The 12,992-nt window shown below is 35.8% G+C and carries 9 protein-coding genes and 1 tRNA gene; all 10 read left to right on the forward strand.

All coding sequences use genetic code 11. The features are described 5' to 3' along the window. The first annotated feature begins 51 nt into the window (after positions 1 to 51). Positions 52 to 125: transfer RNA gene (locus DM447_RS04160), tRNA-Gly, on the forward strand. Between the two features lie 237 nt (positions 126 to 362). Next, positions 363 to 2,054, forward strand: coding sequence for an ABC-ATPase domain-containing protein (locus DM447_RS04165; protein WP_112180025.1), 1,692 nt, complete (start codon positions 363 to 365; stop codon positions 2,052 to 2,054). Positions 2,055 to 2,087: 33 nt separating this feature from the next. Beyond that, positions 2,088 to 3,233, forward strand: coding sequence for a tRNA epoxyqueuosine(34) reductase QueG (gene queG, locus DM447_RS04170; RefSeq protein ID WP_112180026.1), 1,146 nt, complete (start codon positions 2,088 to 2,090; stop codon positions 3,231 to 3,233). Between the two features lie 60 nt (positions 3,234 to 3,293). After that, positions 3,294 to 4,166 (forward strand): amidase domain-containing protein, encoded by an 873-nt coding sequence (locus DM447_RS04175; RefSeq protein ID WP_198663170.1) that lies wholly within the window; start codon positions 3,294 to 3,296, stop codon positions 4,164 to 4,166. 52 nt (positions 4,167 to 4,218) lie between these two features. Then, positions 4,219 to 4,698 carry a tRNA (uridine(34)/cytosine(34)/5-carboxymethylaminomethyluridine(34)-2'-O)-methyltransferase TrmL gene (gene trmL, locus DM447_RS04180; RefSeq protein WP_112180027.1) on the forward strand — a complete coding sequence of 160 codons (480 nt, stop codon included), beginning with the start codon at positions 4,219 to 4,221 and terminating at the stop codon, positions 4,696 to 4,698. Between the two features lie 135 nt (positions 4,699 to 4,833). Further along, positions 4,834 to 6,729, forward strand: a complete 1,896-nt coding sequence (locus DM447_RS04185; protein WP_112180028.1) for a PrkA family serine protein kinase — start codon at positions 4,834 to 4,836, stop codon at positions 6,727 to 6,729. A 119-nt stretch (positions 6,730 to 6,848) separates the two neighbouring features. Then, positions 6,849 to 9,725: a 2-oxoglutarate dehydrogenase E1 component gene (locus DM447_RS04190; RefSeq protein ID WP_112180029.1), complete on the forward strand. Its 2,877-nt coding sequence runs from the start codon at positions 6,849 to 6,851 to the stop codon at positions 9,723 to 9,725. A 22-nt stretch (positions 9,726 to 9,747) separates the two neighbouring features. Further along, positions 9,748 to 10,995 carry a 2-oxoglutarate dehydrogenase complex dihydrolipoyllysine-residue succinyltransferase gene (gene odhB / locus DM447_RS04195; protein ID WP_112180030.1) on the forward strand — a complete coding sequence of 416 codons (1,248 nt, stop codon included), beginning with the start codon at positions 9,748 to 9,750 and terminating at the stop codon, positions 10,993 to 10,995. Between the two features lie 133 nt (positions 10,996 to 11,128). Further along, positions 11,129 to 12,283 carry a sporulation protein YhbH gene (yhbH, locus tag DM447_RS04200; RefSeq protein WP_112180031.1) on the forward strand — a complete coding sequence of 385 codons (1,155 nt, stop codon included), beginning with the start codon at positions 11,129 to 11,131 and terminating at the stop codon, positions 12,281 to 12,283. A gap of 137 nt (positions 12,284 to 12,420) precedes the next feature. Then, complete coding sequence (locus DM447_RS04205; RefSeq protein WP_112180032.1) at positions 12,421 to 12,978, forward strand: GNAT family N-acetyltransferase; 558 nt, start codon at positions 12,421 to 12,423, stop codon at positions 12,976 to 12,978. Positions 12,979 to 12,992 lie beyond the last annotated feature (14 nt).

Consider the following 12,992-nt stretch of genomic DNA (forward strand, 5'->3'; position numbering starts at 1 on the left):
ACAGGGACATGATTTGTGGGTATAGATTAAAGAAAAAGAACAATTTATAATGCGGGTGTAGTTTAGTGGTAAAACCTCAGCCTTCCAAGCTGATGTCGAGGGTTCAATTCCCTTCACCCGCTCCATACATATGTGTACAACGCAGTGTTTCGTTGATTTACAACGAAGTATTGCGTTTTTTAATTTGGTGTTACCAAGTGCCTCAACTTTTTCACAGAAAATAAACCGCGACGTAACTTGCTAGACACCTGCTACGTCAATAAAGGCTTTCGCATATATAGTTAATTAGATATATTACTTGATACATGCTTAAGAAAGGTTGTATTCTAAGAGGGCACAATGTATGAGAAGGTGGTTTGAAAATGAAACAATTACAAGAAAAGTTACAACAAATAGATGGTAAAGGTTATAAAGCATATAAATCAATTTACGGGAGATATTCATTTCATCGATTTGAATTATGTGTGGATTATGTTCAAGGAGATCCATATGCTACTCCATCAAAAGTACGAATAATTATACCAACAGCTTACCGGAAAATCAGATCGGACTGGAAGGAAGACCGTAATCGGAAAATATATGTAGAAGATTTGATTGCGCGAAGTTTAGCGAAGTCTATTACTGAAAACACCTTAAATAATAGAGAAAAAGGTTTAATTACTATTGATGAACCAGGACAAGAAATTTTAGAACGTACTGCAGTGTCAGTTGATGCCGAACATGTAACGATTTGCTTAACTGTTAACCTGCCAGCAAACGGTCGTCGAATTAATGGAAAAGAAGCAAAATATCTTTTCTTTGAAATGATGCCCAATGTATTAACAGGATCGATTTTTGCTATTAAAGATGAATCGTTTCAAGAAGTAGTAGAATTATCTGATCAACACCAAGCTATCAGAGCTGAAATGAAGAAGAATAAGTGGATTACCTTTGTTGCAGATAATGCAATTCTGCCGCGGGAAAGTGGTATTAGTAACCGCCCATTAAAGAACGCTGTACCGTTTAAGAGTCCAATTGCTAATCAGGTGAAGATAGACCTGCCAAATCAGGAGGAAGCAATTTCTGGATTGGCGATATCGGAGGGAATTACACTTATCGTTGGCGGAGGATATCATGGTAAAAGCACACTATTACAAGCGATGGAGCGTGGTGTTTATCATCATATAAAAGGCGACGGACGTGAATATGTTCTAACTGATCCTACTGCTGTAAAAGTACGCGCTGAAGACGGCCGAAAAGTTAGTGGTGTGAATATCTCTGCTTTTATTAAGCAGTTACCACATCAGCAACATACAACGAAGTTTACAACAGATAATGCAAGTGGAAGTACTTCACAGGCAACAAACATTATGGAGGCTCTTGAAGCGGGAGTAGGTACGTTGTTAATTGATGAAGATACGAGCGCAACAAATTTCATGATCAGAGACAGACGGATGCAAGAATTGGTTGCGAAAGAAAAGGAACCAATTACACCCTTTATAGATAAAATTAATCAATTAAAAGATCAACTAGGAATATCAACAATATTTGTTATGGGTGGATCTGGTGATTATTTTGACATTGCTGATCAAGTGATTATGATGGATGAATATAGACCGAAAAACGTAACGAAATTAGCGAAAGAAATAGCTAGTAAGTATCCTGCAAATCGTTTAGAGACAAAAGAAACAGATTTTGGCGACATACCAAATCGCATTCTCTTACAAAATAGTATACAAACGTATAAAGGCAAGAAATCAAGAGTACAAGCAAAAGGGCTGTCAACAATTATTGTTGGAAACACAGCTATTCAATTGGATTATCTTGAACAGCTTGTTGATAGTTCTCAAACGAATATGATTGCTATGCTTATTCATTATTTGGATAAAAATCAAATTTTAAAAAGTGAAATGACAATAGCCAACTTATTAGATGAAATAGAAATGCAATTTGAAACAGAAGGTCTTGCTTCATTTGCTCCTTTTGCTGATAAACATCCAGGTGAATTAGCTAGACCACGTCGGTTTGAAATAGCTGGTGCTTTAAATAGAATGAGAACTGCAATAGTAAAATAGCGTTTATCAAGGATAAAGAAAGGAGGTAATATGATGGCTTATGAACAATTAAAAGCAGAAATCATTGCGTATAGTAAAGAGATTGGTATTGATAAGATAGGATTTGCTGCTTCAAATGAATTTTCAGAAATGAAATCCCGTTTGAAGTTACAACAAGAAGATGGCTATCAGTCTGGTTTCGAAAAAGGAACGATAGAAGAGCGAACAGAGCCAGAACTTTTGTTAGCTAATGCGCAGTCAATAGTAGCAATTGCAGTAGCTTACCCCTCCAGATTAAAGAACCCGCCAAATAGTAAAAAAGGAGATCGCCGTGGTAATTTTTGTCGAGCTTCATGGGGAACGGATTATCATACAGTTCTAAATGAAAAGTTAGATAAATTGAGTGCCTTTATTGCGACAAAAATAACAGGATTCCAATTTCGATCAATGGTAGATACGGGTGAATTATCAGATCGAGCGGTAGCAGAGCGAGCAGGTATTGGTTTTAGTGGAAAAAATTCAATGATTATTACACCCGAGTTTGGATCTTATGTCTATTTGGGTGAGATGATAACAAATATTCCGTTTCCTCCCGATCAACCAGTTGATGATAGTTGTGGTGAGTGTACAAAATGTTTAGATGCTTGTCCAACAGGTGCACTAGTTGCACCTGGAAGGTTAAATGCACAAAATTGTATTGCATTTGTTACACAAACAAAAGGATTCTTGCCAGATAAATATCGTGAATTGATGGGCAATCAATTATATGGCTTTGATACATGCCAGTTAGTTTGTCCGAAAAATAAGCAAGTGGATACCCACCTACATCCTGAATTAGAACCTGATCCAGAACTTGTAAAGCCTAAATTACTTCCATTACTCTCCATGTCAAATCGTGAATTTAAGGAGAAATTTGGTTCAATGGCAGGAAGTTGGAGAGGGAAAAAGCCAATTCAGCGTAATGCTATTATTGCATTAGCTCATTATAAAGATGAAACAGCACTAGATGAGTTAACACGCTTAATGAAAGAAGATCCACGTCCGGTAATACGAGGAACTGCCGCATGGGCTATTGGGAAAATTGGTGTAACTTCAGGTTATGATGCAATTCGTGCTGCTCAATTAAACGAAGTGGATGGGGAAGTTTTAGAAGAAATGGAAAAAGGATTAAGATTTGAACAAACAAAAGTGAATGTATAACCTCAATGTTCATGCTCTTCTCACTAAGTTCATATAGATAGTGTAGAGGAGTTGATATAAATGCCATGGACAAAAAAACTTCAACACTATTGGCAAGAACAATTAGCCGTAGATCGTGCTTCAGTAGCCGATAATTGGATTGTATCAAAGAAAAAGTTACATGAACAAAGAGGTAATAAAGTACCGCACATGTATGGGCAAGGTAAAGTTATTAGAAGTAGATCAATAAATCAAAAAGAAGTACAAATTGACTATTTGTTAAGTGTCACGTTCTTAATTAAACAAGAATCAGATTTCTATCAAGAAGAGGAACAATGTGAACATCAATGTTCCTTCTATAAAGGAACGCTAGTAGAGGATAAACCTAAAATTGTAGAAACGACGCCATCAAAGGAAGTAGTTAAGACAGGTGCAGATGAACCGTTGCTAAAGATAAGAGAACAGCGGTTTTCTTATGATCGACGTAAAGCTGTTCAATATGCTGAACGTTGGTGGAACGATTATAATCCAGCATACAAAAAATTTGATGTAGATTGTACCAATTATGTTTCCCAATGCTTACATGCAGGGGGGGCTCCAATGAGGGGGTATTCTAATCGTTCCAATGGTTGGTGGTATCAAAATGAAAATTGGAGCTACAGTTGGGCTGTTGCCCATTCACTTAGGTGGTATTTAAGTGGATCGTCACAAGGTTTGAAAGGAAAAACCATTGAAGAGGCAAATCAACTACTTCCAGGTGATGTTATTTGCTATGACTTTGAAGGTGATGGGAAATGGGACCATAACACGATCGTTGTTAGTAAAGATGAAAGTGGAATGCCTTTAGTAAATGCCCATACAAACAATAGTAGACATCGGTATTGGGATTATCAAGACTCTTATGCATGGACACCAGAATGCAAATATAAGTTTTTTCGAATTGGTGAAGATTAAATGAATTTTATGCTATAATAAGCTAGTTATTATTGTTCTAGAGGTGAAAAAAATGGGCTTGCATGTCGTATTATATCAACCAGAGATCCCTGCCAATACAGGAAATATTGCACGGACTTGTTTAGCAACAAATGCAACATTACATCTTATTCATCCATTAGGATTTTCCACGGATGATAAAATGCTTCGTCGTGCTGGGCTCGATTACTGGCAAGATGTTAAAATTATGTATCATGATTCAATTGAAGAGTTATATGAGAAATTCCCTGTAAGTGAATTTTACTATATTGAGAATTTTGGTAAGAAGTATTACAGTGATTTTGATTTTAGTGATGCAGAAAAAGAACTTTTCTTTGTATTCGGTAGAGAAACAAATGGCATACCGAAATCTTTATTAGAAGGAAAAGAAGATCGCTGTTTACGAATTCAGATGGCGCAAAATGATAAGGTTCGCTCACTAAATCTCTCTAATACTGCAGCAATAATTGTCTATGATGTTTTAAAACAACAAGGGTTTCCAAATATGCATTAATAAAATAAGTGCGATTCATTTAGTGACAGACTAAATGAATCGCACTTATTTTATGCTAACAAGCATTCATTTTCTTTCGTCACCCGACATAGAATAAAAGTATCTAGTGAAAGGGATACTTAGGGAGGCAATTGGATGGACATATTGCGTAAAGTTAGAGAACATCGTGAAGAACAGGAAACATTAAAATGGGAAGGCACATTGGAAGATTATTTAGAACTTCTAAAGGAACGGCCTTATTTGGCTCAATCGGCACATTCACGGGTATATCAGATGATTCAGGATCAAGGAATAGAAGAAATAGATGGCCACAAACAATATAACTTTTTTAAAGATCAAATTTTTGGTTTAGAAGAGTCATTGGAACGGTTAATTGAAGAATACTTTCATCCAGCTGCAAAAAGACTTGATGTAAGAAAGCGAATACTATTATTGATGGGCCCTGTTAGTGGTGGTAAATCAACATTGGTTACTTTGTTGAAAAGGGGACTAGAGGAATATACCTTTACAGATAAGGGGGCAGTGTATGCTATCAAAGGTTGCCCAATGCATGAAGATCCGCTTCATCTAATTCCACATCATCTACGAGCCGAATTCGAACAAGATTATGGAATTAGGATAGAAGGTAATCTATCACCGCTTAATGTGATGCGTTTAGAAGAAGAGTATAAAGGTAGGATTGAAGATGTCTTAGTGGAACGAGTCTTCTTTTCAGAAGATAAACGTACCGGGATTGGTACTTTTAGTCCATCAGATCCTAAATCACAAGATATTGCTGATTTAACTGGTTCAATCGACTTCTCTACAATCGCAGAGTATGGTTCAGAGTCTGATCCGCGTGCTTATCGCTTCGATGGTGAATTAAATAAAGCAAATAGAGGGATGATGGAGTTTCAGGAGATGTTAAAATCTGATGAAAAATTCCTTTGGCACTTATTATCTTTAACACAAGAAGGAAACTTTAAAGCGGGAAGATTCGCACTGATTTCTGCAGATGAATTGATTGTTGCTCACACAAATGAATCAGAGTATCGCTCCTTTATTTCTAACAAAAAAAATGAAGCATTACACTCACGGATGATTGTAATGCCAATTCCATATAATTTAAAAATGAGTAAGGAAGAACAAATTTATCAGAAAATGATTCAAGAAAGTGATATCAAAGATGTGCATATCGCACCGCATACTTTGAAAGTGGCAGCTATGTTTACTACCCTAACGCGTTTAAAGGAATCAGCAAAAGGTAGCATAAGTTTACTTAAAAAAATGTATCTATATGATGGTCAAACCGTTGAAGGTTTTAGTGATACAGATGTACCAGAGTTGAAAAAGGAATTTAATGATGAAGGAATGAGTGGAATTGATCCAAGGTATGTTATTAATCGTATTTCATCTACTATTATAAAAAAAGAGATGAATTCCATTAATGCCTTAGATGTGTTGCGTTCATTAAAAGATGGTTTAGATGCCCATGCTTCTATTTCAAAAGAACAAAGGGAAAGCTATTTAAACTTTATTTCTATTGCGCGCAAAGAATATGACGAATTAGCGAAAAAAGAAGTACAAAAAGCATTTGTTTATTCATACGAAGAATCAGCTAAGACGCTTATGGATAATTATTTAGATAACGTGGAAGCATTTTGTAATAAATCAAAGTTAGAAGATCCTTTAACGGGCGAGGAAATGCAACCAGATGAAAAGCTAATGCGATCTATTGAAGAGCAAATTGGTATCTCTGAAAATGCAAAAAAGGCGTTTCGTGAGGAAATTTTAATTCGGATTTCTGCCTATGCGAGAAAAGGAAAGAAATTTGATTATCAATCACATGAACGCTTACGTGAAGCAATTCAGAAAAAACTTTTTGCGGATCTAAAAGACGTAGTGAAAATTACCACTTCATCGAAAACACCAGATGAACAACAATTGAAAAAAATGAATGAAGTTGTTGCAACATTGATTGATGAATATGGATATAATTCAACGTCTGCAAATGATTTGTTACGTTATGTTGGAAGTCTTTTAAATCGTTAATCCTCCATATGGGGGGATTTTTTTTATTGTTTACAAAAAACACAAAAATTTGGACGAATATCACATTGTTTCCATGAAAAGAATAGGTTATATTAAGAAATAAGAGTTACTTAGAAGACATGGAGGGATTTCACGTGACGAAAAGAGAATCAAAGGAGCGATTCTGGCGCAATATTCATGCTGCTAACAGAAGCTACATCGAAGAACAATATCGCATGTTTTTACAAAACGCTACTAGCGTTCCTACATCCTTTCGTGACATGTTTGAGCAATATGGTGCCCCTAATTGGGCTGACCAGTCTATAAATGAAGAAAATAGAAACGATATATCGTTTGATATGATAAAAAAGGTAACTGCCACCATACAACTTGTTGAAGCCATTCGGCGATATGGACATCTAGCAGCTAAGATCTATCCTGTAGGGAGAAAGAAAAATCGACATTCGACATTAATATTACCTGTGAGCTATGGTTTGACTGAAGAAGATTTAATGGCTATTCCTGCAACACTAATTTGGGAAACACCTCAACTTGGGCTTGAGACAGCACATGATATTATTGAGATGTTAAAAAGCTGTTATTCTAATACGATATCTTTTGAATATGATCATGTAAATCAACATGAAGAGCGGAAATGGTTACAGGACCAGATTGAATTAGGAGATTATAGGGTTCCTTTTTCAGAAAGTAAGAAAAAGAATTTATTAACAAATTTAATTGAAGTAGAGGGATTTGAAAAGTTTCTTGGGAAAACATTTGTTGCACAAAAAAGATTCTCTATTGAAGGTTTAGATGTTATGGTCCCGATGTTAAATTTACTTGTTCAACAATCTTTATATGATGAGACAGAAAATGTCATGATTGGTATGGCCCATCGTGGCCGATTAAGTGTCTTAACACATATTTTAGGTAAACCATTTGATTTATTATTCTCTGAGTTTCATCATGCACAGAACAAAGCATTACTTCCAATTTCTAATACGCATTCTATTACGTATGGTTGGACTGGAGATGTTAAATACCACTTTGGGGCAAAGCGTGATATTGGTAAAGAGAAACCTTCTCCAACTCGAATTACGTTAGCGCATAATCCATCACATTTGGAATTTGTAAATCCAGTGGTAGAAGGTTTTACACGTGCTTGTCAAGATTATCGTTTTCAATCGGGGTACCCAAAACAGGACCAAGATAAAGCGTTTAGTATTCTAATCCATGGTGATGCTGCGTTTATTGGGCAAGGTGTAGTCGCCGAGACACTTAATTTAAGTGCTTTACCGGGTTATCAAACCGGCGGAACCATTCACTTAATTGCTAATAACCAAATCGGCTTTACAACAAATCATGAACAGAGTAGATCGACGCGTTATGCTAGTGACTTAGCCAAGGGATTTGAGATTCCAATTGTACATGTTAATGCGGATGATCCAGAAGCGTGTCTTTCGGCAATGAAATTGGCATGTGCTTACCGTAAGAAATTCCATAAAGATTTCTTGATTGATCTTGTTGGTTATCGTCGCTACGGCCACAATGAAATGGATGAGCCTAGAGCAACGCAACCAGCACTTTATCAAGAAATTGATCAGCATCCAACAGTCACAGCACTTTATGCTAATAAGTTAATAAAAGAATCGATTATAGATGCTGGTGCATTCCATTCTATCCAACAAAAAGTATGGAATGATCTGCAAGAGATATATGAAAACATGAAAGAAAATAATAATGATACGTATGAACCAAAGGCTGCACCAACAGCGTTAGCTTATGGATTGGAACAATTTAATACTGCAGTGCCATTTCAATTACTAGATCAATTAAATAGTAAGTTACTAAATCGTCCAGAAGGTTTTACTACATTTCAAAAGTTGGAAACAATTTTAAAGAAGCGGGCCAGAGCATTTGATGAGAATCAAACAGTTGATTGGGCAAGTGCAGAGGTTTTAGCCTATGCTTCGATTTTGACAGATGGTATTCCAATTCGTTTGACAGGTCAGGATACAGAACGTGGAACATTTGCGCATCGTCATCTCATGTTACACGATGTGCATACTGGCGATCGTTATTGTCCATTGCATGGTTTAGGTAATAGCACAGCATCATTTTCTATTCATAATAGTCCATTATCAGAAGTTGCAGTATTAGGATTTGAATATGGTTATAGTGTTGAAGCACCAAAAACACTGGTTATATGGGAAGCCCAGTTTGGCGATTTTGCAAATGTGGGTCAAGTTATGTTCGACCAGTTTATTTCGTCAGGCCGAGCGAAATGGGGAGAAAAATCAAATATGGTATTTTTATTACCACATGGTTATGAAGGGCAGGGGCCTGAACATTCGAGTGCTCGACTGGAACGTTTTTTATCTTCAGCTGCAGAAAACAATTGGATTATTGCAAACGTCACAACAAGCGCACAATACTTCCATCTATTACGAAGGCAAGCAGCCCTGGTCGACAGTGACGCAGCTCGTCCGCTCATTGTGATGACGCCTAAAAGCTTGTTACGACATGCTGCTGTTGTTTCGCACATCGATCTATTGTCAGAGGGTAGATTTGAAACTTGTATGTCAACTAGTAAAGTAGACGGGGATTATAGTAGCGTTAAACGTATTATAATTGGTAGTGGTAAAGTTATGATTGATTTGAATGAAGCGTTAATCAAATTAGACAATACAGATTGGGTACATGTCATTCGTCTAGAGCAAATCTATCCATTCCCAAAGAGTGAAATTGATTATATTTTCGCTGCTTGTGAAGGTTTAGAGGAAGTGATTTGGATTCAGGAAGAACCAGAAAATATGGGGGCATGGAATTTTGTGAAAGATAGGTTATACCGTCTATTGCCAGAAACAGTCAGACTACGATTTGTTGGTAGATGGGAAAGATCAGCACCTGCTGTAGGTGACTTGTCTATTCATAAAAACGAACAAAAGCATATTATTGAAACTGCTCTAGAAGACAGAACAAGTGCTTTTCAGAAACCTGCATATTTTGTTAAATAATCTTAGGCGGGAGGGTGTCCTGATGATCGAATTGAAAATTCCAGAGTTGGCTGAATCTATTACAGGTGGAACAGTTGTAGAATGGCTTGTAGAAACAGGAGATACAGTAAAAAAAGGAGATCCTGTTTTAGAAATAGAAACGGATAAAATTAATGTAGAAATACCCGCAAATGCTAGTGGTGTCATAACATCTATTCATAAGCAAGTGGAAGAAGAAGTACTAGTCGGTGACATTGTTGCTATCATCAATGATAAGGAAGAATTAACTGGTAATAAACCAGGTAAAGATGAAAAAGAATCTAGATTACGAGAGCGTGCCATTCATACTGGCGAATTTAAAAAGGCTGAGGATTACATTGTAGCAACGCCTTCAGTTAGGAAAAAGGCGCGACAGTTAGCTATCGATCTAAGAGAATTAAATGGACAAGATCACATTAAGAGGATTCAGCATAGCGACATAGAAGCGTTTGCTAAACAAAAAGATTTAATAGTAGGAAATAAATCTCTAACAAACGCTTCTGAAGAAGTAGAAAAACAAGTAACGAATACATTCATAAAAGAACCTACTAAACAGATCGAAAGAGTTAAAATGAGTCCTCGTCGTCGTACGATTGCCAAACGATTAGTGGAAGCACAACAAGAGGCAGCGATGCTAACAACATTTAATGAAATTGACTTATCAGTTGTGATGGAGATTCGTGCCAAACGAAAGGATGCATTTTTAAAGAAACATGGTGTTAAGCTAGGTTTGATGTCATTTTTTACGAAAGCAGTTGTTATGGCACTTAAGGAATTTCCGATTTTAAATGCAGAGCTACAAAGTGATGAAATTTTATTGAAGAAGTTTTATGATATTGGAATAGCAGTATCTACTAATGATGGTTTAGTTGTACCAGTACTTCGCGAAGCAGATAAACTTGGATTTGCTCAAATTGAAACAGAAATAAGCCGATTAGGTGAGAAAGCAAAGGCAAGGAAGTTAGAACTAAGCGATTTACAGGGTGGAACGTTTACTATAACAAATGGTGGGGTATTTGGTTCATTATTTTCAACACCTATTCTAAATGCACCCCAGGTCGGGATTTTGGGAATGCACACCATTCAGAAAAGGCCGGTTGTATTAGAAGACGATACCATTACAGTTAGACCAATGATGTATGTTGCACTTTCATATGACCATCGTATTATTGATGGAAAAGATGCTGTTCAATTTCTGATGTATGTAAAACGATTACTTGAAACACCATATGATCTTTTATTAGAAAGTTAATTCCAAGAGTCACATTAGATGTGACTCTTTATTTTTATGTTAATTAAATTAATTGATTTTTCTAAAATCTTAATCAAAACAATATCTACTGCATATAATAAGAAAACACACACAATAAGGAGGGGATTTACACATGTCTAAAAGTTTCTTGATTTCAGAAGATGACTGGTCACTTCATCGCAAGGGATATGATGATCAAAAGCGTCATCAAGATAAGATTAAAGATGTTCTTAAGCAGAAGCTCCCCGACCTCGTAAGTGAAGAAAGTATTGTTATGTCTAGAGGGAAAAATATTATTCGAATTCCAATTCGTTCATTAGATGAATATAAAATCCGCTACAGTCAGGAGAAAAATAAACAAGCAGGGCAAGGTGATGGTGAAAGTAAGGTTGGTGACACTGTTGCAAAGGGTGGAAAGCCTAAACAAGGTAATGGAACAGGTGAAGGAGCCGGTGATCAACCTGGAACGGATTATTATGAGGCTGAAATATCTATGGAAGAGTTACAAGAAGCTTTTTTTAGTCAACTAGAGTTACCTAATTTACAAGAAAAAGAGAAAGATAATATCGTACTAACTGATGTAACCTTTAATGATATTCGAAAAAAAGGTTTAGAAGGTAATATTGATAAGAAACGTACTTTATTAGAAGCCTACAAACGAAATGCAAGGCAAGGAAGTGCTGTATTTCATCCAATTTATCCCGATGATTTACGATTTAAAACGTGGAATGAAATTGAAAAGCCGCAATCTAAAGCAGTTGTCTTAGCAATGATGGATACGAGTGGAAGTATGGGGCAATTCGAGAAATATATGGCACGTAGCTTCTTTTTTTGGATGACACGTTTTCTTCGGACTAACTATGCAACAGTAGATATTGAATTTATAGCGCATCATACGGAGGCTAAAGTAGTAGATGAAGAAGCATTTTTTTCTAGAGGTGAAAGTGGAGGAACCATCTGTTCATCAGCTTATAAAAAGGCATTAGAATTGATTGAATCAAAATATGATCCTGCGCAATATAATATTTATCCTTTTCATTTATCTGATGGTGATAACCTTACCTCAGATAACAGACGTTGTGTAGCATTGGTAAAAGAACTGTTATCATACGCAAGTTTATTCGGTTATGCGGAAGTAAATCAATATCAGCGTCATTCTACATTAATGCAAGTATTTAAAGAATTTGATCAACCAAATCTTGATCATTTTATTTTGCGAAAAAAAGAAGATGTTTATTATGCGATGCAACACTTCTTTAAAAATGATAAAAAGGAAGTATATGCATAATAGATTTGTAATAATATATCAATTTAAAAGACCAAATCGAACATTGATTTGGTCTTTTATTGATTGATAATAAATAGATAAGTTTCCTATATATATATGCTAAAATAAATTTAAAAGAAAACAAGGGAGAGCGAAAAATGTTAATACATAGGATTGATGGAGAAGTCTCATTGAGAATGTTTAATGAAAGTGACGCTGAAGAATTTTACAATTTAACGATTAGTTCAAAAGACTATCTAAGAGAATGGCTTGGATGGCTTGACTATATTGAAAGTATAGAAGATACTACTCAAAATATCAAAACGAGATTAAAGGCTTTTGCAGAAAATGGTGGCTACCCAAAATCTTTTGCGATAATTTATAAGGGAGATATTGCAGGAACAATTGGATTTAATACTCTTAATAAAAACGATAAAATGGGTGACATTGGTTATTGGTTAGGTAAAGATTTTCAAGGTAATGGTATTATGACAAGGGCTTTTATGTCTATAATTGATTATGGATTTAACGAACTTGGACTTAATAGAATTGAGATAAGCGTCGCTACTGATAACAAAAAAAGTAGAGCTCTTCCTGAACGTTTTGGTTTTAAAGTAGAAGCTGAATTAAGACAAGCAGAATGGCTGTATGACCATTATGTAGACCACGTTATTTATGGACTTTTGGCGGAAGAAATAGAAAAAATCCATGTTTAAAAAATAAAAACGCT

The sequence above is a fragment of the Paraliobacillus zengyii genome, assembly GCF_003268595.1.
GTDB classification, from domain to species: domain Bacteria; phylum Bacillota; class Bacilli; order Bacillales; family Amphibacillaceae; genus Paraliobacillus_A; species Paraliobacillus_A zengyii.